Origin of the sequence: Burkholderia sp. AU31652, assembly GCF_002223155.1 — a bacterium.
Classification (GTDB): Bacteria; Pseudomonadota; Gammaproteobacteria; order Burkholderiales; family Burkholderiaceae; genus Burkholderia.
Window position 1 is genome coordinate 807,696 of sequence record NZ_NKFG01000007.1, and the last position, 26,861, is coordinate 834,556.

The window sequence follows — 26,861 nt, forward strand, 5'->3', positions numbered from 1 at the left end:
CGAATCATGTCTATCGTCTTCAACACGACCGAAACCTTCCGCGACGATTACACGTTCCGGAATAGCAAAGAAAGTATCCAGCGTTGGCCGTTCCCGTTCTTCGAGGACAAGTACGAGTACACGATGAATCTGGAGCCTCACGTCAAGGTTCCCGGTACCGTGTACGCCGCCAACTTCGACATCGACGAGCATTACGTCGCGGAGATGAAGGAACGCGCGATTGCATTGGAGGAACGTCCCGGGCAGCATTTCAAGGCGCTGCCCAACATGATGCAAGCGCAGTGGGACCTGCTCGAGTTGATCATGGAGTCGTACGCGGCCGACTACCCGGAGTACTTCACTTTGAGCATTGACGGCTCGCAGTGGACGTGGGAGAACAAGCTGCTGAACATCAAGGACACCTTCACGTTCGGCGACCCGAAAACCCTGCCGTATGAGCCGATGGAATACATCACTCGCCAGGCTCAAGGCGAATGGATCGTCGTGGATGACCGCGACGATACCCTCTATTGGTCCGCGGCCATGGCGACCGAGCGCGCCGACTACTCGTTGCGCTTCAACCTCGGCATGAGCTGGAAGGAGTGGCACGGCCCGACGATCTCGTCGCTGCACGACAGCGGCATTCTCGAGCGGGGTCTCAAGTTCCTCAAGCGCATGCGTATCGGCCATCCGGTGCGGCGTCTCAACTGGACTTTCACCGTCAACCCGCGCCTCGAGACGTCCGCAGAGACGCTGCCGGAGTGGGCCCCCGACCGAGCGAAGCTCACGCTCGACGACGTGGGCAAGAAGGTCAATATGCGCGTCGAGTTGCAGCCGCTGCACCGTCTGCCACGGAGCAACGCGATCGTGTTTCCCGTGCGGACGTATTTCGCAAGCCTCGAAGAACTGTGCACCATCCCGAAGTGGGGCCGTCGCATGCACCGCGTCTTGCGAGACCTGAACCCCGAAATCCGGGACTACAAGGGCTTTACGCTTTACCACGACTTGATGGTTGAGTACCTGTCGAAGTTCGACGACGGCGCTCCGACTTCTCCCGGAAACGGTCCGGAGTAAGCGCCGCTGCGCAGGCGCCTCGTGTTTCCCGGCGCCTGCCCATGTACCCGGCAGGGAATATTCCGGTGCGATATCAGGATCGTGTAAACCCGCGCCGCGGTTGATTGCCGGCGGCGTATTTCACCCGTGTGCGGCTTCAAGTCTGTGTGAGTGCCTCGCGCTACCTCACCCGCACGCACGGCACCCTTACGTGGAACGGCGAAGGTCGCGAGCGACGACTTCGAGTGCTCGCGTCCATCCCACTGCTGGACGACTTTCTCGCTCTTTTCCGATGTTACTTTCAACCAAGGAGACATTCATGTCGCAAGCGCAATCTGAAGAGCAACTGGACCAAGCGTTTCAACAAGCGATTGCCGCCAATTACGCGGTGTTGACCAACGGTTTCGCGACCAACAACGCAGGCACCGTCGCCTACGAATTCTTCACGCCGGATGCATGGTCCGTCGGTGCGGAAGAGGAGACGGCCATCGGCGCGAAGGCGATCGAAGCGCTTTACGCCGACTTCGTCGGTGCATACACCTTTGAGGCCAAGTCCGTCTCGGCCCACCGGGTGGGTGATGCCGGATGGGACTTCGCGGAGGTCACACTCGTGTCAACGGACGGCCAGAAGGAAGTTCATCCGTACAAGGTGCTCTACGTCTGGGAGCGCATTGACGGCAAATGGACCTGCAAAGGACAGATGTACGTTGAGGGGAGTTTCAAAGGTGCGGTCGCCGGCGTTTGAACGGTCGGAACGATGACCTTTACCCGCGCGATATTCGCGCGGGAATTCCTTCCACGTTTTGGTCGATGTTTCAGGGCTGCCCTACGATGAAGTTCGACTTTTCGGTCACCCGCTCGCTACATCTTTACGGGCTTAGCTTTCCATTCGACATATTCATCAAATGCGCGCGAGGTTTGCAGAACGTCGAAGGTATCGATCTGGTGCCGAGCCAACGACAACGTTGCATTCAGATTCCGGTGAGTCGCCGCTTCGATTACCAATTGGAACCGGATGCCAGCGGTGCAGCTGAGGCGGCGGTTCACATTCTTTGCGAGCACGATTGCGGCGTGACGATGACGGCGAAGGACTGGGAGGACCTGTCTCTCGCAACCCACACCAAGACGGCCTCGATCTCGCTGGCGCTCGCTCGGAAGATATTCCTCTATCCCCATGACCGATGGACGCTGGCGACCATTGCAGAACAAACTGAAACGACTGTTCGCGCACTGCAAGCGCGCATCTTCCGTGAGAACGCTGCATTCTCGGAAATACTGTCCCGCCAACGCAGATTGCGAGCGCTACTCGATATGCTTGCAATGGGTGTGCATGTCGGCGACGCGTCGCTGAGTGTACCCAGCACTCGCGGGGAAACGTCATTGCGGCGGACCCTGGCTCGAGGCTATCTCATACTCTGAAGCGCTAGTACCAAGTGCTGCCGGTAATCGTGGACCAGGAAAACGTGTCACCGCGAGCGAAAGATGGCGCCGCGACCGAGACCTCACGCGCTAGCGGTATCTGTGGTCACGGTTAGTGGAACCTTCGGACACCCACCGCAGAGTGGCTGACGGATTCACCGCACTACTCGCCTTCGCCGATCACCCGCACACGATCGGCACATTTGGCCCAGGTACGTCGCCTCGATCCGACGACCCGACGATCAGGGCGACACCATGCTTTGCAAGCGAGAAGATCAACCCGGAGATCTCCACCGTCGCCCACGTCAACACCGGGAGTCGGTTCCCTCTCGATCGCGTCCCGTTCATCGAGACCATGTATGCAGGAAACCCCGCTCGATACCGCACGGACGGGGCGGATTCCGACGCATCGGCACACCTCCGGAAACGCATGCAATCGGAATGTCATCGAAAGCAATCCGAAATTCATTGAAATGGCACGGAATATTTCCGACTCCATATCGTCATCTTTCAATGTTCGAATGCGCACGCTTGCGCACTGCGCCATCGCCCCGGTCCAGGTTCCGGTATGGATTCCGATCGATGACACGCTCGGTGTTCCGGCGTGCGGGGCGTTCAGCTCGACACGCTGGCATGGCCCTGCCTCTCGCGTCGAGTCGTCCACTGACCAACACCGGGAACCGGCGAGCGGCACACGGCCTTTCTCGAACTCAACAGCATCATCTCCCGTCGCTTTCACGCAGGTGTGAGCAGCGGCAGCTCAATTTCAGCTTCGCGGCCGACAAGGATCATGACGCTTCGAAGTTGGCCAAGGATCAAAGATGAAAAAAACGCGAGCAGTCACCTGTCTTTTATTGCTTTTGGCGAGCGCAATTCTGCCGGGATGCGGTGGCGACGACAGCACGATCAACTCCACACCTGCCGTCAAGAAGATTTACCACTGCGGCAACTGATCAATCATTCGACGCAAATCATGACCGTTAACCGTAGAGATTTCATCAAGCAATCTGCAACCGTGTTGGGTGCGGCAACGGCAATGTCGCTGTTGCCTGCGAGCATACGACGCGCGCTCGCCATTCCGGCCGCCTCGAAGACGGGGACGATCGCCGATGTCGAACACGTCGTCATCCTCATGCAGGAAAATCGCTCCTTCGATCACTATCTCGGTCAGCAAGCCGGATTTCGCGGATTTAACGACCGGTCGACGCTTCCCGTCGACAATCAAAGCGCCATCTGGAATCAATCGAATGGAAATGGTGGGTATGTCACCCCCTTCCATCTCGACAGCAACTCGACGAAAGCGCAAACGATCAGCTCGCTTCCGCACGGATGGCCCGACGGTCACAACGCCTGGAACAACGGTCGCTGGGACAACTGGGTCGCGGCGAAAGGCGCGCTCACGATGGGCCACTTTTCGCGGAGTGATATCCCGTTCCATTACGCCCTTGCGGATGCATTCACGGTATGCGATGCCTATTTTTCGTCCTGCATGGGGCCGACCAACACGAATCGCCTTCATCTGATGACGGGCATGATCGACGTGGCAAGCACCGGCGGCGGGCCTCTGATCGATAACACGCCAGCGAACGTCTTCACCTGGACGACGTACCCGGAACGACTTCAAAAGGCCGGTATCAGTTGGCATGTCTATCAAGGATCGGACGGCAGCGAATCCTTCAAGACGACCCTCAAGCCGAATCCCGTGGGGTCCACGAACGTCGATTATCCGAATCCGTACAACGTGCTGAATTTCTTCCTCGCATATACGTCGGACAATGCGGACCCGGCACTCGTGGCAAACGGCACGACCAAGCGAACCTTGGCGGACCTCACCCGTGACGTGAAATCCGGGACGTTGCCGCAGGTATCCTGGCTTTTGCCTCCGTACATGTGCTCGGAGCATCCGGCTCGCTCGCCGGCGGACGGTGCGACCTACATCGCTGCCGTCCTGGACGCACTGACGTCCAATCCGGATACGTGGAGCAAAACGGCCCTGTTCATCACGTACGACGAAAACGACGGATTCTTCGATCATGTCGTCCCCCCGTCGCCCCCGGCGTCTGGCCGTGACGGGCTGTCGAACGTCTCAACCGCGCATGAATTCTACTCAGGCAGCGCGACAAATCCCGCCGGCCCGGTCGGACTCGGCGCCCGGGTGCCGATGTTCGTGGTCTCGCCGTGGTCCAAGGGTGCATGGACGTGCTCGGAGGTATTCGACCATACGTCGATCATCAAATTTATCGAAAAGCGCTTCGGCGTGGTCGAGCCGAACATCAGCGCATGGCGCCGCGCAATATGCGGCGACCTGACGTCGGCTTTCGACTTCACCAGCCCCGACACGAGTGCGGTTACCGTACCGTCGGTCGCGGGATTGAGTGAGGCGGCTGCCGCGCAAAGCACGTTACCGATGCCCGCCGCGCCGGTAACCCAGGTGATCACGCAGCAGGAGCGCGGGAGCCGAAACGCGCGCGCTCTGCCGTACGAACTGTTTGTCAATGCTGCCGAAAATGCCGGATCCGGAAACCTGACGCTAACGTTCGTGAACAGCGGAAGCGTTGCGGCCGGTTTTTCCGTCTATTCCGCCATTTCACCGACGTCCGTCAGGCGCTATACGGTCGATGCCCAGACCAGGCTGTCCGACAACTGGAGCTTTTCCGCCGCGGGATCGGGTGCCGCCGCATACGACATTACGGTGGTTGCCCCGAACGGCTTCGTACGACGCTTCAGCTCATCCGGCTCGAATGCGGGTACGCAAGAAGCCACCGTGTGCTATGAGGTCACCCAGGGCGATCTGGAGATCACCCTGACCAACAGCGGAAAAACCACCGTGACATTCTCGATCACGGACAACCGTTACGGTCTCGCGGCGCAATCCATGACCGTGCAGGCCGGTCGGACGGTACAGGTTCCGTGGGCTCTTGCGGCAAGCCAGCGGTGGTACGACATCAGCATCACGTGCGATACCGATGCCCGCTTTCTGCGGCAGTTTGCCGGACATGTCGAAACCGGTGCCCGGGCGTCACCGATCCGTCGATGGCCTGAATCACATCGAGTGACTCTGCCCGCGTACTAGCAGGCGGAGGGAACCTCTCCGCTCGGCCGGGTATCACGATGATGCCCAGCCGCGGGGGGCTATGAGCCGCGCCGGCAGCCCCTATCGCGCGTTGTACGAAACCAGCGTTTGAGCAGGCGATCGCACCGTAGCGGTAAACGATCAACTCAGCGTCTTTGTCGGCCATAGGTGCCCACCTCCCCAATCGGTGGACACCCATGCTCGTTGGTCAGCGCACCGTGACATAGACGTCGAGAATGGCCCCTTACGGTCGATCAACCTCAATTGCTATAGATCAGACCGCGAGCGGCGCCGTTGACGTAAATCCTGCCATACGTGTTCCAGTCGCCGGCCATCACGCCGGAGTCGCCGAATTGGTGCGCGTCATCGTTGAAGCGCGCCCACGTTGCACCCCCGTCGTCGGAATGGTAAATGCCCCAGACGCCGTTCAATGTGCCTTCCACATAGACCGCGGCCGAGTACGACGAACCGGTCGGTGCCCTGCCCAACGCGATCACGGTGGCGCCCGGTGTGTCATTGGTCGACGCAAAGACGCCGAGCTTCGTCCAGGTCGCCCCCGAGTCCACCGAGTGGTACACGGCCGTGCCGTCGGCCAGCCAGAGGTCACCCTCGGCGTTCGGATTGACCACCATCGACGTATCCCGCCACGCATTCCACGCCAGGTTCGCGTTCACCGAGCCCTGGCTCAGCGTGAACGTGTGGCCGCCGTCGTTCGAGACGTAGATCTTGCCGCGCTGCCAGCTCCACGGTGCGCCGCCGGAGTCGTAGGCATAGACCTTGTTCGGGTTCTTGCGGTCCGCGGCCAGGCGGTAGGCACGCGGGAAGCCGTTCCATGTGGCACTGAACGCCGGCAGGTTGGTCGCCGTCCAGCTGGCGCCATTGTTCGTCGTGTACGACGGCACCGAGTCCGGCGGTGCCCAGGTCACGTGGTTGCGGGACGGGACGACCAGGTTGCCCACGTTGCTCTGGCTTGCCGCGGCGCCGTTGGGCAGCGTCGCGAACGTCGCCCAGCTATTGCCGCTGTCGCCGGACCAGAAGCCCTTGGTCGCATGGCCGTTGGCGTTGTCGACGCCTGCGGCGGCGATGTACGTCGGATCGGACCACGACATGTCGGCCGAATTGCCGCTGCTCCACGTGTTCAACGGGCCTTTCGTCGGCCTCGTCGAGAGGTCCGTATTGACCCACGTGCCGATGTCGCCGGCGCTGTTGATGAAGTTGTACGACGCGCCGGGCGGCGCCGTGACGAGCGCCAGCGTCACGGTTTCCTCGAGGTTGTCGACCTTGGCGCGCCAGGTTGGCGTGGGCGACGAGGCGTTCATGGTTTCGCAGATGCCGCCGCCGTGGACGTGCATGACGTGATCGCGATTGGCCGGGTCGATGGCGACGCTCTCGACCCAGCCGGCGCAGCCACCCGAGGCAGTGCCGGTATGCGGCATGCCGGCCTCGATTTCGCGCCACGTGCTGCCGCCGTCGTCGGATAGCTGGATGGTCTTGCTGGTGTCGCTCCAGCCGGTCATGCCCAGTGCGATGCGGGCGGACGCGCCCAGACCGGAGACGGACAGGCCGCCAAAGCCGTTGCTGCTGGAGCGGTTGAGCAGCGTCCAGTTGCTGTCGTTGCTTCCGCCGAACTTGTAGAGAGAGCTCGGCCCGCCGATGCCCTGGCCGACGCCCGCGTTGAACACCACGTAGAAGTTGCCGTCGGACGTGCGCACGACGTGCGGGATGTAGTAGCCGGACACCGTCGGCGGGACGGGCACCGGCGTCCACGAGAAGCCGCCGTTGGTGGACTTGTACAGGGTCGACGTCAGGCCCGCCGCGTTGGCGTAATCCGGGGCGACGGTGGCCCACATGATCCAGGTCGGCTGGCCGCTACCCTCGCCCGACGTATCGAAGATCACCTGTTCGACGCCGATCGGGGAACTGCCGCCGCTGATCGTGGTGGAGGACAGACCCGTGACCTGCGTCCAGGTCCGGCCCGAATCGGCACTCTTCCACAGGCCGGCCGTGCGCGATCCGTAGAACAGCGTCGACGGATTGTTCGGGTCGACTTGCAGGCGCTCGCCCGTGGCGCGGCCGTTGTCGTTGCCGCCCACCGGGAACGGCAGGTCGTAGTGCGTCCAGGTATCGCCGCGGTTGCTCGAGATGTAGATGCGGCCGTTGTGACCCTGCGTCACGGTAATGCCGGTCACCATGTAGACGAGCTGATCGTTGTTCGGGTCGAGCGCGAGGCTTTCGACGCCGTGGAAATCGCCCTCGCCCGAGCCGAAACCGACGCCGTCGGTGATGGGCGTCCACGTCGAGTTGGTCGCGTTCCAGCGGTACGCGCCGCCAACGTCGGTACGTGCGTACAGCAGGCTCGCGTTGGCGGGATGGTAGATCAGGCCGGTGACGTAGCCGCCGCCGCCCCACTTGACGCTGGTCCAGCTGGCCGCCGGCTGGTTGCTGCCGCTGCCATTTCCGCCGATCTGACTGCGATTGGCAGCTGAATTGGCGCCCGCATGGATCACACCTGTCGCGCTATCGGATCCGTCACCACAGCCCCATAACGCACACGCCATCGCCGCAACGGCGATCCATCGTTGAGAAAACACGGTCATCAGAAGTCCTTATAGAAATAGGTCCATCGCAGGGCCCGCCATCGGGCCCTGCGTGATCAACTCGTCATGAGCGACGCAATCTGCGCAGCGCCGAGCGCACCGCGATAGAGGCGGAAATCGTCGATCAGGCCGTGGAACGTGGCGTCGGCACCGTATTGCGATTTGCCCAGCCAGTTCTGCGTGGTACTGCCCAAGCGGAACGGCGCCTGGAACATCGCCGTGTTGGTGCCGACGGGCGTGCCGTCCACGTAGATCGTGCCGGTCGAACCCGATAGCGTGATGGCCACATGCACCCATCGCTTGCTCGGCAGCTCGTTGGGGGCGTCGATGATCTGTTCCGGCGGGCCGTCACCGGGGCCGTTGGCCGTCATGGCGAAGCGCATGCCGGCCCAGCCGTTGCGCAACTGCCCGCGCGGCGTGAACATCATGTAGCGGTGGAAGCCCGTGCCGAAGTCGAACAGGCGTGCCCACGTTTGCGCGCCGTTCCAGAACACCCAGCTGGCGAGGGTGAAGTCCGACACGTCGACCAGCAGATCGTCGGGCAACGCGACATACGCGCCCGAGCCGTTGAGCGAGACCGCGTTACCGCTGTGCCCCGCCGCCCACGTTGCGCCGTTGAGCGTGCCATTGCGCCTGTTGCCCGAGCTATCGGCGGCCGTGATGCCGCTGCCTTCATCAAACGTGAGGTGCGCGAGCAGCTGCTGCGCCGTGATCACTTTCACTTCGTTGGAGAACGCCGATTCGCCCGCAATCGTTTGCGCTGTCACGACATAAAAATACGTGCCGGCAGCGGCTGGCAGATCGGTATAGGTCAGCAGATCGGTGATCCCGCTCTGGATGGTTTTGTACGGCCCGCCGGCAATGGTGGCGCGCTTCACGTTGTAGCTGACGGCGTTGCTGCTGCCCCACCACGACAGCACCGCCTTGCCCGCGCTCGCGTAGCCGGTCAGGCCGGTCGGCGTTGCGGCGGGGGTGCCGGGGTCGAGCGTGCAAGTGAGCGTGCCGTAGCCAAGCTGATCGAAGCCGCCACTGTTGGGGCCGTAGTTGCCGCCGCCGCCTTCCGGTGCCACCAGTTCGGCAGCGCGCTTGGTGTAAGGCGCCGCCAGACCTTTGCGGTTGATGTAATGGTTGGCCACCAATGCCCAGCAGGGCCGCCCCAGGGCGTCGCCTCGCCCGCCGGTGGAGAACTGCGTCTGGGTGACGCCGGCGCTGTTCTGGTACGTGACGAAAGGCACCGTGTAGAACGCGCCGTCCGCCTGCTTCAGGTTGGCCTTGGCCACGTATTCCGCGCCCGCCAGAAAGCGATTGTTGTCATGGCCGTACAGGTCGATGCCCTGATTCCACGCCATCTCGCAAATGGCGCCCGTCAATGCAATGCCGAGCGTGCTGTGGCCCTGGTCCCGGCCGGCTTCCTGCCATTGCCCGAGGTTGCCGGGATGCAGGTAGTACACGGCTTGCCGGATGCAGCCGTTGCTGCCGCCGGTCTTGAAATGGGTGACGGCCTCGTTGACGAGCTCGGCATCGTCGCACAGCACGCCGATGGCCAGGATGCACGCGATGTTGGCCAGGCCCCAGTTGGCCCAGTAGTGCGTGTCCATCGCGGTGTCGATACGGGTCAGGAAAGCATGGCTGACCGGGTAGAAGACCTTGCGCATCATGGCCTGAAACGCGGCAAGCCCGGCCGGACTCCAGCCGCTGTAGCCGCGCATGATTTCGGTTGCGTTGGCGAATTCGTAGCCGTAGATGCCGGCGGCGAGCGCCACGTCGCTGCCGCCAAGCGTCGTCAGCGTCGACGCCCACTGGTCCAGATACTCCACGGCTTTGTCGGCATAGCGTTTGTCGTCCGATACCTTCCAGCGCAGCGCGTCGCCATAGGCGGCGGCGATGTCGTTGTAGAGCGCGCCGTAGTTCTGACCATGCGTGGGATCATTGCCGCGATAGATGCCGACCTGCGGGTTCGGTTGGTTCGTCAGGCGCGTGTGACCGTTGGCGACGAGCACGTTCCAGCTGTCGATCCACGGGGAAGCGTGGGCCCCGACTTTAGCGCGCATGCGTTCGAAATCCGCCTCGGTATGCAGCAACCCGGGATGCGTGAAGGCGCGGGTCTGGGCAGTGCCTGCCGACGTCGCCCCTGCGCCGATACCGTCCGAAGCTGGAACAACGCCGGACGCCTGGCTGATGCCGTTTGCCGAAGTACGCTCACCGCCTGTCACCGCGTTGCTTCCGTCGCCGCCGCATCCCGCCAGAAGCGTTGCACCGAGCCCCATCACGAAATGGCGTCGTGCAATATTTTCGATGTCGCCGAGTGGGACGATTTCCTCGGATGGCATCGTCAGTGCTCCGTTGTCTCGCATGTTGGGATCCCCAGTTTTTTAGCTATGGTCGAAGCGAAAAAAAATGTACGAACCGTTCCGTATTCATCAGGAACGCGTAGCATTCTATCCAGCACGATAGGGAGGCAATCAAGCGAAAAAAAACATATTCACTCATGACACGCACTTGTCACATCTGTGATGGATGGATTGAGGGATGCGCGAAGCGGCTGGGCACCGCCGTAGAACAAAACAAAGTCGAGCCTGGGCATGATCTGTTGTCCGTAGCGCGCTTACGGCGGAGCACGCCATCTCGAATCCGACGACCCCCCTGCCAATAGAAGTTCGGCGTTGACGGCTGCGGCCGAACTTGCATCTCTTGTCTCGCTCGGAATACGCGGCCAAAGGCCGCGCATCTCACAACATGCATGGGCGTGCGCCGCACGCCGTGCAGCAACGTCCGAACCTGATGTATCGTGGCGCGAAGCGTGCGCGTCGCTTCGCCCCTGTGGAAGGTCATCCATTCCATGACCGCCTGCCCCCGGCGACAGCGCCCGCACGATCCTGCGCAACACGAAAGGCCGTCCGGCGCCCGTGCGGGCCCGGCCGAGCCTCGTTCACTTGTCCGGAACCCGTCGCCATGAAAAAGCTTGTCAACCGCCCGTCCGATGTCGTGCGAGAAATGCTGGAAGGCATCGCGCGGCAGTCGCCGCATGTCGCGATCCTCGGCGACGAGCACGTGCTCGTCCGCCAGCCGCTGCCCGAGCCCGCGCAGCGCCCCGTCGCCGTCCTCTCCGGCGGCGGCAGCGGCCACGAGCCCGCACACGGCGGCTATGTCGGCGAAGGGATGCTGAGCGCGGCCGTCTGCGGCGAAGTGTTCACGTCGCCGTCCACCGACGCCGTGCTCGCCGCGATCCGCGCCAGCGCCGGCCCGAACGGCGCACTGCTGATCGTGAAGAACTACACCGGAGACCGGCTCAACTTCGGGCTGGCCGCCGAACTCGCGCGCGCCGAAGGCATTCCCGTCGAGACGGTCATCGTCGCCGACGACGTGTCGCTGCGCGGCCGCGTCGAGCGTGGCCAGCGACGCGGGATCGCCGGCACCGTGCTGATCCACAAGCTCGCCGGCGCGGCCGCCGCGCGCGGGCTGCCGCTCGCCCGCGTCGCGGCGATCGCGCGCGACGCGGCGGCCGAACTCGGCACGATGGGCGTCGCGCTCGACGGCTGCACGATCCCGGGCGCCGACAAGTCGGGCTTCAGCCTCGGCGATCACGAGATCGAGCTCGGCCTCGGCATCCATGGCGAGAAAGGCGTCGAACGTCGCGCACCGTTGCCGGCCGATGCGCTGGTCGACACGCTGCTGTCGAGCATCGTCGCCGATCTCGTGCTCGACCGCGGCGAACGCGTCGCGCTGTTCGTCAACGGCCTCGGCGCGACGCCGGACATGGAGCTCGCGATCGTGCTGCGCGCCGCGCACGACAACCTGCACCGGCGCGGCCTCGTCGTCGCACGCGCGTGGGCCGGCACGTTCCTGTCGGCGCTGAACATGCCCGGCTGCTCGATCTCGGTGCTGCGGCTGAACGACGAACGCGCGGTGCTGCTCGACGCGCCGACGCAGGCGCGCGCATGGCCGGGCGGCGGCGCGGTGAATACGCAGATCCGCGTGGCCTCGGCCGCCGTGCAGGAAGCGCCGTTGCCGCCGCTCGATGCGGCCGGCCGCGCGTGGGCCGCGCGCCTGCAACCGGCGCTGCACGCGGTCGCGCAGACGCTGATCGATCACGAGCAGACGCTGACCGACCTCGATGCGGCGGCCGGCGACGGCGATCTCGGCGCGAGCATGCTGCGCGCGGCGGAAGCGATCCTCGCACTGCCGGAAGGCGCGTACGGCACGCCGGCCGGCGCACTCTCGGCGCTCGGCGCCGCGTTGCGCCGCGCGATCGCCGGCAGTTCGGGGCCGTTCTATGCAACCGCACTGCTGCGCGCGTCGCGCCGGCTGGCCGAGATCGCCGAGCCGTCGGCGCGTGACTGGGCCGCGGCGTTCCGCGGCGCGGTGGATTCGATCAGCGAACTGGGCGGCGCGCATGCCGGCGACCGGACGATGCTCGATGCGCTGGTCCCGGCCGTCGCGGCATTCGAGCGTGCGCTCGACAACGATCGCGATCCCGCCAGCGCGTGGGCCGCGGCAGTCGAAGCCGCCGAGCACGGCGCGCAGGAAACCGCACGCATGACGCCGCGCGCCGGGCGCGCCAGCTATCTCGGCGAACGCGCGATCGGCACGCCGGACGGCGGCGCGGTGGCGGTGTCGTATTGGCTGCGTGCGTTGCAGGCGCACATCGGGTGAGGGTCGCGAAGGCGCGCCATCGGCGGCGCGCCTTCAATGCATCGGCATGCAAGACGCCATATCGCGTCACGTGCCGATGCTGCGGATCGTTGCGGCACCAGGTGGCGTCACCTGTGTGGCCATCCGCAATCAATCAGTGCATCTTCGTCCGCCCGGGCAACAACGCCGCACCAACCGCCGCCACGGCGAAACTCGCAAGCCAGCACCAATAGCCGATCGCGTCGAGATGCACGGGCTCGACGTTCCCGGCTTCGTCGACGGCAATCTGGTGCTGCGACAGGAAGCTCATCCCGAACAGCAACGCCAGACCGGCCAGCATGACCGCCTGCGCGCGGTAGCGCTTCGCGGTCAGCAGCCAGGCGGCGAACACGAGCGGATTTGCGAGCCATGCATAGATACCGACGAGCACGCCCATCCAGCCCGTCAACAGTACCTGCCAGCCGTCGGCCCATGGATGCGGAGCGGGCGCGCCGGTGCGGAACGGCGCGGTGAACATGGCGACCAGATAGAGCAGCACGCTGATCGCGAGCAACACGGTCGTGGCGCGGCCCATCGGCGGGCGAACGGGCGCGGTGGCGGACGTCGATGGTTTCATCGTCGGGCCGGGCGGCCGGCGTCGCGGCGCGCCGCCGGACACACCGTATGCACGTCGCTCAGACGCCTTCGACCAGCACGGCGCGATAGCGCGCGCCCTTGAAGCGGTGCTGGGCGACGGCCTGATATTCCGGGCCGTGATACCACGCGTGCGCCGCTTCCTTCGACGGGAACTCGACGATCACGACGCCTTCCGGTCCTTCGCCCTCGAGCGTTTCCTGCGGCCCGTAGCTGCGAGCACCTTCACCGGATGCCCGGCGAGCGTTGCGCCAACCTTGCTCTGGTAGAGGTCGAATTCCTGCTGGTCCTGCATGCTTTCACGTGTAAACACGATGTAGGTGGCCAAGATGCGTGCTCCTGATGCGCTGCGTGGAAAGGGGATGGGACGGCCGCGCATCGCCTGGTCCGGCGAACGGCACGCGACCTGCCAGCAGCTTACAGGGGTTTGCCGACGAACGTCGGGGCTGGCCGGGTGCGCATCCGGCCGGCTTGCCGCGTGCGACAACGGTCACCCGCGTACGGATCCTGCCGCGCGCGGATGACCGGAACGGAGGCCGTCACGCAAGCGTCGCGGTGGCCTGCATCGTCAGCCAACCGTCGCGATCCTTCGCCCACAGCTCGATCGTCCGGCCGTCATCCGACGGCTTGCCGCACAGCGTGAACGGCTCCCCGTCGAACGTCGGGCGCACCGCGCGAAACGCGAAGCTCGCGAGCGTCGCGTCGGGCCGCTCGCGATGCACGAGATCGACGAGCAGCGTCGCGATCAGCGGGCCATGCACGACGAGCCCCGGATAGCCCTCCTCCTGCGTCACGTAGCTGCGGTCGTAGTGGATGCGGTGACCGTTGAAGGTCAGCGCCGAATAGCGGAACAGCATCACGGCGTCGGCCATGACCGTGCGCGACCACGTCTCGCCTGCCGGCGCCGCGACCGGTTTCGGCGCCGGCGCGCCCGGCTGCGGCGCATCGCGATAGACGATGTCGTGCTCTTCCTCGACGCACAGCACGCCGTCGCACTCGATCCGGTGCTGCACCGTCACGAAGACGAGCCGGCCGCTGCGGCCCGTCTTGTCCTCGATGTTCTCGATCGTCGATTCGCGCGTCGCGCGCCGCCCCGCGCGCAGCGGCGCATGAAAGGTCAGGCGGCCGCCGGCCCACATGCGGCGCGGCAACGGCACGGGCGGCAGGAAGCCGCCGCGCTTCGGATGGCCATCGGGGCCGACTTCGGCCAGCGGCGCGACGGGCAGGAAATAGAGCCAGTGCCACATCGGCGGCACGACGTCGCCGGGCGGCGGGCGGTCAAGCGTGGCGGCTAGCGCGTTCAGCGGGAACGCGGCGATGTCGTCGCCGAGCGTTTCGGTCTTGCCCAGCCATGCGTCGAGCGACGCCTTGCCAGGGGGCTGCGAGGATGAAAGGGACACGTGCGGAATCTCCGGGTGGCTTGCAACGGCCTCAATATGCACGCCGCGCGCCGTTTCGCGAAACCGGATTTCCCGAACCCCGGCTTCGAACCTGCCTGACCTGCCGAGCGGCCCGGCCGGACGACTTTCGTCTGACCATTCGATCGCAGCCGCCAAACGCACCACCCGTGCCGGCAAAACCTTACAGCTTGACCATCCCCGGCACGCCGCCTAAATTGCTTCAAACGGGCTGGCCGAACCGCGTGCGACGTGTCATCCGGGTGACAAAAACGATAGTTTGCTATCGAATTAATTTGCCCCTATCATCTCGCCCATGACCAATCTGCACGACCTCCGCCTCGCCGTCAGCAGCCTTCTCGTGCTGTCCGCGCGCAAGTGGCGCCGCACCAGTGACGGCGTGCTGACCGCGTACAACGTGTCCGAGGCGTGCGCGACGCCGCTGCTGATCGCCGGACGCCTCGGCGAAGGCGTGCGCCAGGGCACGCTCGCCGAATACGTCGGCATCGAGGGGCCATCGCTCGTGCGCCTGCTCGACCAGCTGTGCGCGGCCGGCCTCGCGCGTCGCGACGAGGATCCGCACGACCGCCGCGCGAAAACGATCTCGCTGACGGCCGCCGGCCGCGCGGTCACCGCGAAGATGGAGGAAGACCTCCGCGTGCTGCGCGCGCAGGTGCTCAAGGGCGTCACGCGCGCCGATCTCGAAGCGACGCTGCGCGTGCTCGACGCGTTCAATGCGTCCGAGTCGCACACGCCCGCCGCACGCGCCTCCCACACCGGTGACGCCACGTCATGACCTACCCGAGCCTTCGCGACTGGCTGTTCTCGGGCAAGACGTTTGCCGCGTCGATGCTGGCGCTGTATCTCGGCCTGTATTTCCAGTTGCCGCGCCCGTACTGGGCGATGGCGAGCGTCTACATCGTGTCGAACCCGTTCGTCGGCGCGACGCGCTCGAAGGCGCTGTATCGCGCGCTCGGCACCGCGCTCGGCGCGGCCGCCGCGATCTTCTTCGTGCCGCCGTTCGTCGAGACGCCGCTGCTGTTCGCGATCATCGTCGCCACCTGGTGCGGCACGCTGCTCTACCTCGCGATCTCCGATCGCACCGCGCGCAGCTATGTGTTCATGCTCGCCGGCTACACGATGCCGCTGGTCGCGCTGCCGACCGTGACCGATCCGTCCACCGTGTTCGACGTCGCGATCGCACGTACCGAGGAGATCGTGCTCGGCATCGTGTGCGCGAGCGTGGTCGGCAGCGCGATCTTCCCGAACCGGCTCGCGCCGACGCTGATCGAGCGCACCGACGCGTGGTTCAAGGATGCCGCGTTCTATGGCCGCGAGACGCTGTCCGGGCACATCGCCGGCAAGGCGCTGTCCGCGTGCCGGCAACGCCTCGCGGCGACCATCACGGGCCTCGAATTCCTGCTGAGCCAGCTGAGCTACGACCATGCGCACCCGCGCATCCTCGCGCGGGCACAGGCGCTCGCGGGCCGGATGCAGCTGTTCCTGCCGCTGATGTCGTCGCTCGCCGATCCGTTGATCGCCCTGATGCGCGACCTGCACATCCGGCCGGCCGGGCTCGACGAGTTGCTCGCCGATGCCGCGACGTGGTTCGACGCGCCGCTGCCGGCCGTCCGGGCCGGCACCGACGGCGACATGACCGACGACCCGGTCGCGCAACGCCTGCGCGAACGCATCGCCGCGCTGCAGCCGGCCGACGACGCGCTCGCGAGCTGGGACGGTGCGCTGCTGTCGAACGCGCTATGGCGGCTGCGCCAGGTCATCGACATCTGGCAGGACTGCCGCTCGCTGCGCGCGCTGATCGGCAACGAAGCGGGCGTCTGGCAGCCGCGCTACCGGCACTGGCGGCTCGGCGGCACCGAGCGCTTCTTCGATCGCGGGATGATGCTGTTTTCGACGCTGACCGTGGTCGCCGCGATCGTGTTCGCGAGCTGGCTGTGGATCGCGTCTGGCTGGCACGACGGCGCCGCCGCCGTCACGCTCGTGGCCGTGTCGTGCAGCTTCTTCGCTGCGCTCGACGAGCCGGCGCCGCTGGTGTTCAAGTTCTTCCTCGCGACGACCGCGAGCGTCGTGTTCGCGGGCCTGTACCTGTTCGTCGTGCTGCCGCACGTGCACGATTTCGCAATGCTCGTCGTGATGTTCGCGGGCCCGTTCATCCTGATCGGCACGCTGCTGCCGCGCCCGCAGTTCAACATGGTGACGATGCTCGTCGCCGTGAACACGGCCACCTTCATCAGCATCCAGGGTGCGTACGACGCGGATTTCTTCGTGTTCCTGAACAGCAACCTCGCGGGCGTCGCCGGGCTGCTGTTCGCCTATGTATGGACGCGTGCGACGCGGCCGTTCGGCGCGGAACTCGCGGTGCGGCGCCTGCTGCGCTCGGGCTGGGAAGACGTCGCACGCTCCGCGTCGACACAACCGCTCGACGACCAGCGCAACCACGCGTCGCGAATGCTCGACCGCGTCACGCAGCTGCTGCCGCGCCTCGGTGCGTCCGACGATCATCGCCACCCGTCGATCGAAAGCTTCCGCGACCTGCGCATCGCGCTCAATGCGCTCGACCTGCGCCGCTCGCGCCGCCGGCTGTCCGGCGACGTGCCCGACGCGATCGACCGCGTGCTGGCCGGCGTCACCGACCACTACGAACGCTGCGCCGCCGCGAACGCGCGCCAGCCGGCGCCGCCCGCGCTGCTCGCGACGATCGACGACGCACTGCAACGCGTCGCGGGCCGCAACCTGCCGGGTGCCGCACCGGCAGAAGACGGCGCTGCGCCCGCCGCACCGGCCACGCCTGCCACGCATCGCCGGCTGCGCGACACGCTGCACGCGCTCGTCGGCCTGCGCCTGTCGCTGTATCCGGCCGCGGCCGGGCAGCCGCCGCAGGCGCCGGACGGAGCACGCGCATGATCCCGCTTTCCCATCCGTCCTTCCGACCGCGACCATGATCGGCGAAATCGACATCTTCGGCGTATTCGTGCCGGCCCCGCTCGTGCTGATGCTGATCGCCTACCTGATCAACATCGTCGTGCGCGCCGTGCTCGAGCGCGTCGGCTTCTACCGCCTCGTCTGGCACCGTTCGATCTTCGACCTCGGCATCTACGTATTCGTGTTTGCCGCCGTCGTGATCGTTTCCCACCATCTCGTGGCTACCTAACGTGAAAAAAACCTGGCTCTCGGCAGGGCAAATCCTGCTCACCCTGATCGTCGTCGTCGTGGCTGCCGTCGTGCTGTGGCGCATCGTCAACTACTACATGTTCTCGCCGTGGACCCGCGACGGTCACGTGCGCGCCGACGTGATCCAGGTCGCGCCGGACGTGGCGGGCCTCATCACGTCGGTGCAGGTCGCCGACAACCAGGAGGTCAAGCGCGGCCAGGTGCTGTTCGTGATCGACCAGGCGCGCTACACGCTCGCGGAGCGGCTCGCCGAAGCCACGCTCGCGCAGCGCCGCGCGACGCTCGCGCAGGCGAAGCGCGAGTACGCCCGCAACCTGCAGCTCGGCAACCTGGTCGCGAGCGAGCAGGTCGAGGAAAGCCGCACGCGCGTCGAACAGGGCGAAGCCGCCGTCGCCGATGCGCAGGTGTCGCTCGACACCGCGAAGCTGAACCTGCAGCGCACGACGATCGTCAGTCCCGTAGACGGCTACCTGAACGACCGCGCGCCGCGCGTCGGCGAATACGTGCCGGCCGGCCGCGCGGTGCTGTCGGTCGTCGACCGCAATTCGTTCCGCGTCGACGGCTACTTCGAGGAAACCAAGCTGCGCGGCATCCACATCGGCCAGCCGGTCGACATCATCGTGATGGGCGAGCCGCGTGCGCTGCGCGGCCACGTGCAGAGCATCGTCGCGGCGATCGAGGATCGCGACCGCACGCAGGGCGCGAACCTGCTGCCGAACGTGAACCCCGCATTCAGCTGGGTGCGGCTCGCGCAGCGTGTACCGGTGCGCGTCGTGCTCGACGAGGTGCCCGACGATTTCCGGATGATCGCGGGCCGTACCGCGACCGTCTCGATGCGCGAAGCCGACACGCGCCGCAACGACCAGGCGAAGCCGGCGGCCGGCGCGTCGGCGGTCGCCGCACCGGTATCGACGGCTTCCGGCGCGGCCGCCAGCGCGGCAGGAGCATCGCAATGAAGCGGCACGGTCTGCGTCTCGCCGCGACGCTCGCGCCGCTTGCGCTCGCACTCGGCGCGTGCAAGTCGGTCGGCCCCGATTACACGCTGCCGCAGCAGGCGTACGTGAATGCGCCGCTCGCGAACCATGCGCTCGACGATGCGAACGGCACGCTCGTGTCGCGCGACGCCGTGCCCGGCAACTGGTGGCAGCTCTACGACGATCCCGTGCTCAACGGGCTCGTGCGCGATGCACTGAAGTCGAACACCGACCTGCGCGTCGCCGCGGCCAACCTCGCGCGCTCGCGCGCGGCGCTGGAAGTCGCAAGCCAGCAGGGTGGCTTCTCGGGCGGCGCGGAGGCCGCCGTGCAGCGCGCCCAGGAATCGGCCGAGCAATACCTGCTCGAGAACAAGCTGCCGGTCGTCAACGAAGGCACGGTCGGCATCAACGTGTCGTACGAGATCGACCTGTTCGGCAAGCTGCGGCGCGGCGTCGAAGCCGCGCGCGCGGACAGCGAAGCCGTCAGGGCCGCCGGCGACCTGGCACGCATCACGGTCGTCGCCGACGTCGTGCGGGCGTACGTCGAGTCGTGCTCGGCCGGCGACGAGCTGGCCGTCGCGAAGCAGTCGCTCGCGCTGCAGAAGCAGCGCGTCGCGCTATCGCAGCGGCTGCGCGATGCCGGGCGCGGCAACCAGACCGACGTGACGCGCGGCGTGACGCAGGTGCGCACCCTCGCCGCCGATATCCCGCGCTTCGAAGGCCGCCGCAAGGTCGCGCAATACCAGCTTGCCGCGCTGCTCGCGCGCTCGCCGGCCGACCTGCCGAAGGCCGTTGCCGAATGCGAGCGCCTGCCGAAGCTGCGCCAGCCGATCCCGATCGGCGACGGCGCCGCGCTGCTGCGCCGCCGCCCCGACGTGCGCGCAGCCGAGCGGCAACTCGCGGCCGCGACCGCGCGGATCGGCGTGGCGACCGCCGCGCTGTACCCGTCGATCAGCATCGGTGCGTCGGCCGGCTCGGTCGGTGTCGCCGCCGACCTGTTCTCGTCCACGACGAATCGCTGGTCGTTCGGCCCGCTGATCAGCTGGTCGTTCCCCGTCAACGGCCAGCGTGCGCGCGTACGCGAGGCCGAAGCGGCGACGGGTGGCGCGCTCGCGCACTTCGACGGCGTCGTGCTGAACGCGCTGCGCGAAACGCAGTCGAGCCTCGCGACCTATGCCGCCGACGTGCAGCGCACGGAAGCGCTGCGCACGGCGTATGAATCGGCACGCAATTCCGCCGACGAAACGCATCGCCTCTATCTGGCCGGCCGCGAGTCGTTCATCTCCGATCTCGACGCGACGCGCACGCTGACGAGCGCGCAGGCGCAGGTGGCGGCAGCCGAAGGCCAGGTCGCGACCGACCAGGTGCGGCTCTTCCTCGCGCTCGGCGGGGGGTGGGAATCCGACGGTACGACGGCCGCAGCGGACGCCCGTCCCGCCGCGACACGCACCGCCGCGACACCCGCGACCAGCGAGTAATCACGGCAGCGCTGTCATCTTCAGTACATCACGCGCACCTGGCGAAGCGCTCGGTGGCGGCGGGCTTTCCTGATTCGCGCCATAGCGCCGGAAGGACGACGAACACCCACGTTGACGGTAAACTGGCAAATGCATTTCCATTCATCTTTCGCCGCTGAACCCCCAGCGGCATCCACCCGGAGATCCATCATGCGAACCAGCGCCCGCAACCATTTCGCCGGCCAGGTCAGCGCCGTCAAGACCGGTGCCGTCAACGACGAAATCACGCTCCGCACGCAGGACGGTCTCGACATCGTCGCCGTGATCACCCACGGCAGCGCGGCGTCGCTGGGCCTCGCGGCCGGCTCGAAGGCATTCGCACTCGTGAAGGCGTCGTCGGTGATCGTGATGGTCGACGTCGACAGCAGCAAGGTGTCGGCCCGCAACTGCGTCGCGGGCACCGTATCGTCGGTTGCGAAAGGCGCGGTCAATTCGGAAGTCGTGATCAAGGCCTCGGGCGGCGCCGAAATCGTCGCGATCATCACCAACGACAGCGTCGATCGCCTCGGCCTCGCGAGCGGCACGGCTGCGTCCGCGATCTTCAAGGCATCGAGCGTGATCGTCGGCGTCGAGTGAACGCGTGAGGATCGCGATGGCGAGCCGTTTGGCACGGCGCATTCACACGAATCGCGCCGTGCGGCTGCCGGTCGGATGCATGCGATGACGACCGCGTTCGATCACGTTCGGCAACGGGCGCTGCAGTCGTTGCTGTCCGCGGCGGCCAGTGCCGACACACCCGATGCACGCCTGTTCGGCGCACTCGTTGCGGCACGCGCGCGCCGCAATGAACTCGGGCTGCTCGGCCTGTCTCGTCGCCAACTGGCCGGCCTGCTGACGCGGCAGTTTCCGCACCTGCCTGCGGCCGAGGTCGCAGCGCTCGCGCCAACGGCCGCGACGGCAGTGCTGCCATCCACTCACGCGGCGTTCGTCACCACGCTGCACACGCGGCTGATGAACGACGCGAATCCCGCCACCGACCGCGACGACGCCGGCTGTCTCGCGTCGATCATCGCGCACGCCTGCCTGCGCCCCGATCATCTGTGGCGCGATCTCGGGCTCGACGGGCGCGACGCGGTATCCGCGATGCTCGATCGCTATTTCCCCGCGCTTGCCGCGCGCAACGTCGCTCACCTGCGCTGGAAGAAATTCCTCGCACAGGAAGTGGCCGCCTCGCTCGATGTGCCGCCCGGCCCCGCCCCCGGGTGCCCGGGCTGCGAGGATTTCGGCTTCTGCTTTCCTCACGCGCGATAACCACCACGGCTGCGTGGCCGCCCATTCGAGTCGTCGCATCGCCATCCGGAGAAACCGCCCCATAAACGGTTACCTTGCACACCGTATCGCCTGCTGTTCATGACGCGGTCAATGCCGGTGCCGGTGATGAATGTCCGGAAAATGCGCATGGCTGTGCGTGATCGGCAGATGCACATGCGGATGCGTGTGCGGCTCGTTGCCGTCGTACGCAAAATCGTGCGCGTGCTGGTGATGTTCGTCGTGCCGATGCCGATGCGTGTGCTCGAGTGGCTCGTGCGTGTGCGTGTGTTCATGCCGTTCGCGAACGTGCAGCCAGATCCCGAGCGCCATCAGCACGGCCGCGATCCAGAACGTCGCGGGCGGCAGCGCGGGCCAGATCAGCAGCGACAGCACGACGCCGAACAGCGGCGCGATCGAGAAATATGCGCCCGTGCGCGCGCTGCCGAGATGACGCAGTGCGACGACGAACAGCACGAGGCTGATCCCGTAGCCGCCGAGCCCCGTCAGCATCGCGGCAGCCGTGACCGGCACAGCCGGCAGCGTCGTGCCGGTCGCCAGCGCGATACCGATGTTCACGGGGCCGGCGATCAGCCCCTTCGCGCACGCGATGACCATCGCATCGTTTGCGGCCACCTTGCGGGTCAGGTTGTTGTCGACCGCCCAGCACAGGCATGCGCCGACGATCAGCAACGCGCCGACCGGCACGCCTGCCTGGCCCGGCGTCCACGACAGCAGCGTGCCGCCGGCGACGATCGCGACCATTCCGAGGAACACCTGCGAATCCACGTTCTCGCGAAACACGACCCACGCGATGACAGCCGTCAGCACGCCCTCGAGATTGAGCAGCAACGCACTCGTCGCGGCTGGCGTGCTCGACAGCCCGAGCATCAGCAAAGCCGGTCCGGCCACTCCGCCCGCCGCAATCGCGCCGGCCAGCCAAGGCAGGTCTGCACGCTGCAGCGGCGCGGCGCCTGCGGTCGTTGCATGCCGGTTGTGCAGGCGACGAAGCAGGATCCCGATACCGAGCCCGACACCGCTGCCGAGATAGAACAGGCCAGCGACCATGAACGGCGACATCGCGCCGATCAGCGCCTTGGCGAGCGGTGTCGCGGCGCCGAACAGCGCGGCAGCGGTGAGCGCGACGAGAATCGCGGAATGTCTCGAGTGCATGATCCGGTTCGAATTGACGTTGAAAGGCGCTGGTCGTCGCAGCGGGTTGCGTCGCGGTGGGCTTTTCGACCCTTTCGCAATGTAAGCTGCATTGCAGCCGGCCAGCTTGCGCGCGACCTGGCGACCTCGACGCGATTATCGCGCGTCGTCATGTCACGATGACCGAGTGCGATCGTCCACGCGCCAGTCGATGGCTTCGACATGCCTCTATTTTAGGAAAACGAATTAATCGAACGAAGCGTTGCCGTGTTCGGTGTAGGCGTACCGTTCATGCGCAAACGACAAAGTCGAAACAACGCGCGTGCGGCATCGATCGGCGAACTTTCTTCGTCCGGTCGCGTGGTCTGTTCGAGGTGGGATAGGTGAGAGCCCGGCACGTCGAGCTCCGGTGGGAGCAGTCCTGACCTGCCTCGGTCGAGGCAGGCCAGTCTGTCGGGTCATTCACCGCAGGCGATGTGCCTGCGGGACGGCGCCGTGCGGTATGCAGCGGCGCGGTGCGGATTACGCGTTTCCGGCCGTTTGCGGCTCGACCTGCGGCGCTGCGTCGGCTTGCGCTTCCACGTTTGCCGCTTGCGGCTCGGCGGCGGCCTCGGCCTGCTGCTCTGCCTTCGGCTGCTGCGGCGCGCCCTTGGCCGCTTGCCCCGCGCCCTTGTTGCCGGGGCGACGAGCCTTCAGGCGGCGTGCCCGAGCGGCATCGTCATGCGTGACGCGCCCTGCTTCGTTACCCTGCAGATCGACCCGCACGGCGTCTTCGACGAGGCACGACCAGTAACGGTTGCCACGGCACCACGTCGACATCGCTTCACGCAGTTCGGCTTCGTTGAGCCCGACGGCCTGTGCTTCACGTGCAAGGTCGTCCCAGATACCGACCTTGAGCGGCACTTTGGGGGCCGGATTCTTCGGGAACGCACGCGGAAACTTACGCTGCAGTTTGCCGATCGCAACGATGACCGGATCGACCGGCGCCGCCGGCTTCGCCGAAGCCGGCTTCGCGCGGTGCGCCGCTTTGCCGCCGGCCGCAGCCGGCTTGGCGCCACGCTGCGGCTGGTCGCCGGACTTCGGCTTCGCGCCGGTGTCCGCCGGCGCTGCCGGCCGCTTCGCGTTGCGCTCCTGCTTGGCCTTCGCTGCGAGCTGCGCCCGCAATTCGGCAAGTTGTTCAAAACCCATAAATTCAATCCACCAGGAATATAAGGTGTGGTTCGTGCGGTCATGCCGCGCGGCGCACAAGCTTCGCCGCCATGCGTGCGACCCGTCTGCCGCCGATGCGGAACACTACGGGGCCGCATCGCGCACGCCACTCTGTTTTCAGGCACCCGGCCACGATGCCGGACAAGGCAGGAGTGGAAGTATACCGGTACGCGCGGCGGCCGGTTGACTCACTGGTCTGCGTTAGCCCGATTCGGGGTACCGGAAATGCGTCCATGCGGTCGTGTTGCGCATTATATGGATACGTTTCCGGAAGTCACGCCGTTCACTCTCGTTAGCGGAAATCGGGGCCATTTTCCGTGCTGCGATTGCCCCGGCGGCACCGGTCGACGCCCGACACGTGGTATTCCGCCTCGGGACGTCGAACGCGATCCCGCCGCACCGGTGCGTCGCGGGCCCGGGCTGCGATTCTGCATCCCGGGCAGCGGCGTCGGCTGCGTGCAAATCAACGATCACCGCGATGGAGCGGCGCAAGTGCCGTACCTATTCGACAGCATCGGTGCCCGCACACGACTCGTTGCGTCCGCATCCATCCCGTGGCGCACGAAGAGGCTGAAAAGTGCGTAGTATGGCCGGATCGATATCGTCGGCAGCGTACCCCAGCCGGTTTCGCCGAGCCCCACCGGCGAGCCGCCGACATCCCGCTTGCCTGCCAAAAGAACGAACCGGTTGTACGAAACGGAGCAGAGACATGGTTCCCCCACACGACATCCCGCACGACGGCATCACGCGCGAGGAGATTCACCATCGGCAAATCGACATGCGCGGCTATCGGCGCAGCGACGGCCGGTTCGAAGTGACGGCCTGCCTCGCGGACCGTAAAACCTTTGATTTCACGCCGCCGGGCGGCACGCGGACGGTCGCTGCGCTGTCGCCGATCCACGACCTCGGCGTGACGCTGGTCTTCGACGCCGACATGGTCGTCCGCGCCGTGTCCACGTTCCTCCGGTCGCATCCGTATGCGCAGTGCCCGGGCGGCGGCGACTCGCTGCAGGCGCTCGTCGGACTGAGCATCGGCGCGGGCTGGAACAGCGAGATTCGCAAGCGCCTGCCGTCCTGCGATACGTGCAGGCACCTGAAGGAGTTGCTCGGCCCGATCGCCACCACGGCCTATCAGACGATGGTCGGCATGCGGAAGTCGTCGCTCGAGGCGCGCGACAGCGACGGAAAACCGCTCAAGATCGACAGTTGCCATGCCTATGGCGCATCGCGCGATCTCGTGAAACGTCTTTGGCCCGAATATCACCGGCCTTCCGAGGCGGCAAAGGGCGGCTAAGGGCCGGGCATTCGGCCAGTACCGTGCCCCGCACGATCGGTGCTGCCCGAGGAGACTCGCGTCGCATGCACAACCGTGCGTCGACCGGCCATCGCAGTCGCAGCGCTCGCGATCAAAAAACGCCCAGCGAGAGTCCCGCTGCAAGCCCACCGCCCAATTCGGCGCAGCGCGCGAGATCGTCGCCGTCGATCGTCTTCGCCGCGAGGATGCGCTCCGGCGTCTGCGCGTGCGTACAGACGATCAGGCCCGGCGCCACGTTCTTCAACCGCCATCCGGTCGCGATCCGGTCGATCTGGCGCAGCGCGTTCTGCCCGTCGCTTCCCGCGCAGATCATCACCGCATACGGGCGGCCGTTCACGCGATCGAGCGCCGCGTAGTAGCAGCGGTCGAAGAAATCCTTCATCAGCCCGGACATTGCCGCGAGATTCTCCGGCGTGGCGAACAGATAGGCGTCGGCGGCCAGTACGTCGTCCGCGCTCGTCGCGTCGGCGCGCTGCAGCCTCACGTCGACGCCGGTTTGCTCGCGCGCAGCGCCGGCGGCCGCTTCGGCCATCTGTTGCGTGCCTCCGGTCATCGTGTGATAGACGATCAACAGCGTCTTCATTCGTCGTGACTCACGTTCGGTTCAGGTGCGCTGACGGCATCGCCGATTTCCGCTGAATGGCCGGAGATCCGATGAAGCAGTCCCGCATTCGCTTTCGCGGATCTGCCGGTTTGCCGGCGCGTCGTTGCGAAGCACGTTCCGATCATGCACGTTGCGTCAGGTTCGATTCGCACAAGTTCGACCGTATACACGATCAGTCCGTTACGCCGCGCGACGCGTCGGTATGTTCCGGCTGCGCGTAGTACGCGAGAAACATGTCGGCCGCGGATTCAGCGACTTTCTGTTGCTCCGGCTCCGCGAGCGGCGGCTGGCCCATCGTTATCTGCGGCCAGAACGCGAATGCCTTCACGACACCGTGCAACTGATGCGCGGCAAACACCGGATCGGTGACCGACAGGCGTCCGGCCGCCGCGGCCGTCCGCACCCAGACCGTCATGTCTTCCTCGCGTTCGCCGAGGCGCTCGACCATGTCACGCGCACGTTCCGGCGAATGGATGGCCGCACCGATCGCGACGCGTGCGAGCGACAGAAATGCCTCGTCGCTAAGCAGGCGCATTTTGCGATCCAGCAATGCGAGCAATTGCTCGCGCAGCGGCACATCGGCACGATAGGTTGGCGAACTGCCTGTCCGCGTTGCATCCCACAATTTTTGCAGGATGGCGGCGAACAATGTTTCCTTGCCCGGGAAGTGGTTATAGACCGTGCGTTTCGACACGTCCGCACGCGCGGCGATGCGATCCATGCTGGTCGCGTCGTAACCCGACGCGAGAAATTCCTCGATGGCCGCGTCGACGATGGCCGCGCGCTTTCGATCGGTCAAGCGCTGAGGGGGAGTGCTGGTATCCATTCAGAAATTTTACACCGGGTAGTTTACTTACCCCAAAAATA

20 protein-coding genes and 2 pseudogenes are annotated in these 26,861 nt (G+C 65.8%); 13 read left to right on the forward strand and 9 right to left on the reverse strand.

Translation table 11 applies throughout. From position 1 onward, the window contains the following. Positions 1-6 precede the first annotated feature (6 nt). From CFB40_RS35370 to CFB40_RS35385, 4 genes and pseudogenes are all read left to right on the forward strand, one after another. Positions 7-1,053, forward strand: coding sequence for a heme-dependent oxidative N-demethylase family protein (locus CFB40_RS35370; RefSeq protein WP_039340456.1), 1,047 nt, complete (start codon positions 7-9; stop codon positions 1,051-1,053). A gap of 298 nt (positions 1,054-1,351) precedes the next feature. Then, positions 1,352-1,777, forward strand: coding sequence for a DUF4440 domain-containing protein (locus CFB40_RS35375; protein WP_143329942.1), 426 nt, complete (start codon positions 1,352-1,354; stop codon positions 1,775-1,777). 86 nt (positions 1,778-1,863) lie between these two features. Beyond that, positions 1,864-2,451, forward strand: a complete 588-nt coding sequence (locus tag CFB40_RS35380) for a hypothetical protein (RefSeq protein ID WP_143329943.1) — start codon at positions 1,864-1,866, stop codon at positions 2,449-2,451. Positions 2,452-3,424: 973 nt separating this feature from the next. Continuing rightward, positions 3,425-5,493: pseudogene (locus CFB40_RS35385) on the forward strand (phosphocholine-specific phospholipase C). Between the two features lie 291 nt (positions 5,494-5,784). On the opposite strand, the gene CFB40_RS35390 reads toward CFB40_RS35385, so the two are convergent. Both CFB40_RS35390 and CFB40_RS35395 read right to left on the reverse strand, forming a co-directional pair. Further along, positions 5,785-8,031, reverse strand: a complete 2,247-nt coding sequence (locus CFB40_RS35390) for a WD40/YVTN/BNR-like repeat-containing protein (RefSeq protein ID WP_256976974.1) — start codon at positions 8,029-8,031, stop codon at positions 5,785-5,787. A 146-nt stretch (positions 8,032-8,177) separates the two neighbouring features. Next, positions 8,178-10,451 carry a LamG-like jellyroll fold domain-containing protein gene (locus CFB40_RS35395; protein WP_089434049.1) on the reverse strand — a complete coding sequence of 758 codons (2,274 nt, stop codon included), beginning with the start codon at positions 10,449-10,451 and terminating at the stop codon, positions 8,178-8,180. 622 nt (positions 10,452-11,073) lie between these two features. Here CFB40_RS35395 and CFB40_RS35400 point away from each other — a divergent pair. Then, complete coding sequence (locus CFB40_RS35400; RefSeq protein WP_089433967.1) at positions 11,074-12,774, forward strand: dihydroxyacetone kinase family protein; 1,701 nt, start codon at positions 11,074-11,076, stop codon at positions 12,772-12,774. Between the two features lie 133 nt (positions 12,775-12,907). Here CFB40_RS35400 and CFB40_RS35405 read toward each other — a convergent pair whose 3' ends face one another. The 3 genes and pseudogenes from CFB40_RS35405 to CFB40_RS35415 all read right to left on the reverse strand — a co-directional run bounded on the left by CFB40_RS35405 (position 12,908) and on the right by CFB40_RS35415 (position 14,786). Then, on the reverse strand, positions 12,908-13,369 hold the full coding sequence (locus CFB40_RS35405) for a hypothetical protein (RefSeq protein ID WP_143329944.1): 462 nt from the start codon (positions 13,367-13,369) through the stop codon (positions 12,908-12,910). A 58-nt stretch (positions 13,370-13,427) separates the two neighbouring features. Further along, a pseudogene (locus tag CFB40_RS35410) lies at positions 13,428-13,714 on the reverse strand (DUF1330 domain-containing protein). A 211-nt stretch (positions 13,715-13,925) separates the two neighbouring features. Continuing rightward, on the reverse strand, positions 13,926-14,786 hold the full coding sequence (locus CFB40_RS35415; protein ID WP_179255339.1) for an FAS1-like dehydratase domain-containing protein: 861 nt from the start codon (positions 14,784-14,786) through the stop codon (positions 13,926-13,928). A gap of 313 nt (positions 14,787-15,099) precedes the next feature. Here CFB40_RS35415 and CFB40_RS35420 point away from each other — a divergent pair, with 313 nt between their 5' ends. From CFB40_RS35420 to CFB40_RS35450, 7 genes are all read left to right on the forward strand, one after another. Then, the gene (locus tag CFB40_RS35420; RefSeq protein WP_089430021.1) at positions 15,100-15,579 is read left to right on the forward strand and encodes a MarR family winged helix-turn-helix transcriptional regulator; all 480 of its coding nucleotides are present in this window, start codon (positions 15,100-15,102) and stop codon (positions 15,577-15,579) included. Beyond that, positions 15,576-17,708, forward strand: a complete 2,133-nt coding sequence (locus CFB40_RS35425) for an FUSC family protein (RefSeq protein ID WP_089430022.1) — start codon at positions 15,576-15,578, stop codon at positions 17,706-17,708. The genes CFB40_RS35420 and CFB40_RS35425 overlap by 4 nt, the downstream gene beginning before the upstream one ends. 34 nt (positions 17,709-17,742) lie before the next feature. After that, positions 17,743-17,955 (forward strand): DUF1656 domain-containing protein, encoded by a 213-nt coding sequence (locus CFB40_RS35430; protein ID WP_011350409.1) that lies wholly within the window; start codon positions 17,743-17,745, stop codon positions 17,953-17,955. A gap of 1 nt (position 17,956) precedes the next feature. After that, positions 17,957-18,931 carry an efflux RND transporter periplasmic adaptor subunit gene (locus CFB40_RS35435; RefSeq protein WP_089430023.1) on the forward strand — a complete coding sequence of 325 codons (975 nt, stop codon included), beginning with the start codon at positions 17,957-17,959 and terminating at the stop codon, positions 18,929-18,931. Further along, positions 18,928-20,427 carry an efflux transporter outer membrane subunit gene (locus CFB40_RS35440; RefSeq protein ID WP_089430024.1) on the forward strand — a complete coding sequence of 500 codons (1,500 nt, stop codon included), beginning with the start codon at positions 18,928-18,930 and terminating at the stop codon, positions 20,425-20,427. Before CFB40_RS35435 ends, CFB40_RS35440 begins: the two co-directional genes overlap by 4 nt. A gap of 189 nt (positions 20,428-20,616) precedes the next feature. After that, positions 20,617-21,042, forward strand: coding sequence for a TOBE domain-containing protein (locus CFB40_RS35445; protein ID WP_089430025.1), 426 nt, complete (start codon positions 20,617-20,619; stop codon positions 21,040-21,042). Between the two features lie 84 nt (positions 21,043-21,126). After that, positions 21,127-21,717, forward strand: a complete 591-nt coding sequence (locus CFB40_RS35450; RefSeq protein WP_089434051.1) for a nitrogen fixation protein NifQ — start codon at positions 21,127-21,129, stop codon at positions 21,715-21,717. Between the two features lie 108 nt (positions 21,718-21,825). Here the strand turns inward: CFB40_RS35450 and CFB40_RS35455 are convergent, their stop codons facing one another. Together CFB40_RS35455 and CFB40_RS35460 are read right to left on the reverse strand one after the other, a co-directional pair. After that, the gene (locus CFB40_RS35455; RefSeq protein WP_089433969.1) at positions 21,826-22,887 is read right to left on the reverse strand and encodes a DMT family transporter; all 1,062 of its coding nucleotides are present in this window, start codon (positions 22,885-22,887) and stop codon (positions 21,826-21,828) included. Between the two features lie 501 nt (positions 22,888-23,388). Next, the gene (locus CFB40_RS35460; protein WP_089433970.1) at positions 23,389-24,054 is read right to left on the reverse strand and encodes a ProQ/FinO family protein; all 666 of its coding nucleotides are present in this window, start codon (positions 24,052-24,054) and stop codon (positions 23,389-23,391) included. 730 nt (positions 24,055-24,784) lie between these two features. On the opposite strand from CFB40_RS35460, the gene CFB40_RS35465 reads away from it, so the two are divergent. Beyond that, positions 24,785-25,369 carry a DUF2889 domain-containing protein gene (locus CFB40_RS35465; RefSeq protein WP_089433971.1) on the forward strand — a complete coding sequence of 195 codons (585 nt, stop codon included), beginning with the start codon at positions 24,785-24,787 and terminating at the stop codon, positions 25,367-25,369. 112 nt (positions 25,370-25,481) lie between these two features. On the opposite strand, the gene CFB40_RS35470 is transcribed toward CFB40_RS35465, so the two are convergent. Together CFB40_RS35470 and CFB40_RS35475 are read right to left on the reverse strand one after the other, a co-directional pair. Then, a complete protein-coding gene (locus tag CFB40_RS35470; protein ID WP_089433972.1) occupies positions 25,482-25,973 on the reverse strand; it encodes a flavodoxin family protein in 492 nt (163 codons plus the stop codon). 193 nt (positions 25,974-26,166) lie between these two features. Further along, complete coding sequence (locus CFB40_RS35475) at positions 26,167-26,820, reverse strand: TetR/AcrR family transcriptional regulator (protein WP_089433973.1); 654 nt, start codon at positions 26,818-26,820, stop codon at positions 26,167-26,169. Between the last annotated feature and the right edge of the window lie 41 nt (positions 26,821-26,861).

Coding starts and splice junctions, on each gene's coding strand:
- CFB40_RS35440 (WP_089430024.1), top strand. CDS start 18,928: ATGAAGCGGCACGGTCTGCGTCTCGCCGCGACGCTCGCGCCGCTTGCG.
- CFB40_RS35430 (WP_011350409.1), top strand. CDS start 17,743: ATGATCGGCGAAATCGACATCTTCGGCGTATTCGTGCCGGCCCCGCTC.
- CFB40_RS35395 (WP_089434049.1), bottom strand. CDS start 10,451: ATGCCATCCGAGGAAATCGTCCCACTCGGCGACATCGAAAATATTGCA.
- CFB40_RS35405 (WP_143329944.1), bottom strand. CDS start 13,369: ATGAAACCATCGACGTCCGCCACCGCGCCCGTTCGCCCGCCGATGGGC.
- CFB40_RS35425 (WP_089430022.1), top strand. CDS start 15,576: ATGACCTACCCGAGCCTTCGCGACTGGCTGTTCTCGGGCAAGACGTTT.
- CFB40_RS35400 (WP_089433967.1), top strand. CDS start 11,074: ATGAAAAAGCTTGTCAACCGCCCGTCCGATGTCGTGCGAGAAATGCTG.
- CFB40_RS35380 (WP_143329943.1), top strand. CDS start 1,864: ATGAAGTTCGACTTTTCGGTCACCCGCTCGCTACATCTTTACGGGCTT.
- CFB40_RS35445 (WP_089430025.1), top strand. CDS start 20,617: ATGCGAACCAGCGCCCGCAACCATTTCGCCGGCCAGGTCAGCGCCGTC.
- CFB40_RS35460 (WP_089433970.1), bottom strand. CDS start 24,054: ATGGGTTTTGAACAACTTGCCGAATTGCGGGCGCAGCTCGCAGCGAAG.
- CFB40_RS35420 (WP_089430021.1), top strand. CDS start 15,100: ATGACCAATCTGCACGACCTCCGCCTCGCCGTCAGCAGCCTTCTCGTG.
- CFB40_RS35455 (WP_089433969.1), bottom strand. CDS start 22,887: ATGCACTCGAGACATTCCGCGATTCTCGTCGCGCTCACCGCTGCCGCG.
- CFB40_RS35450 (WP_089434051.1), top strand. CDS start 21,127: ATGACGACCGCGTTCGATCACGTTCGGCAACGGGCGCTGCAGTCGTTG.
- CFB40_RS35465 (WP_089433971.1), top strand. CDS start 24,785: ATGGTTCCCCCACACGACATCCCGCACGACGGCATCACGCGCGAGGAG.
- CFB40_RS35375 (WP_143329942.1), top strand. CDS start 1,352: ATGTCGCAAGCGCAATCTGAAGAGCAACTGGACCAAGCGTTTCAACAA.
- CFB40_RS35470 (WP_089433972.1), bottom strand. CDS start 25,973: ATGAAGACGCTGTTGATCGTCTATCACACGATGACCGGAGGCACGCAA.
- CFB40_RS35475 (WP_089433973.1), bottom strand. CDS start 26,820: ATGGATACCAGCACTCCCCCTCAGCGCTTGACCGATCGAAAGCGCGCG.
- CFB40_RS35370 (WP_039340456.1), top strand. CDS start 7: ATGTCTATCGTCTTCAACACGACCGAAACCTTCCGCGACGATTACACG.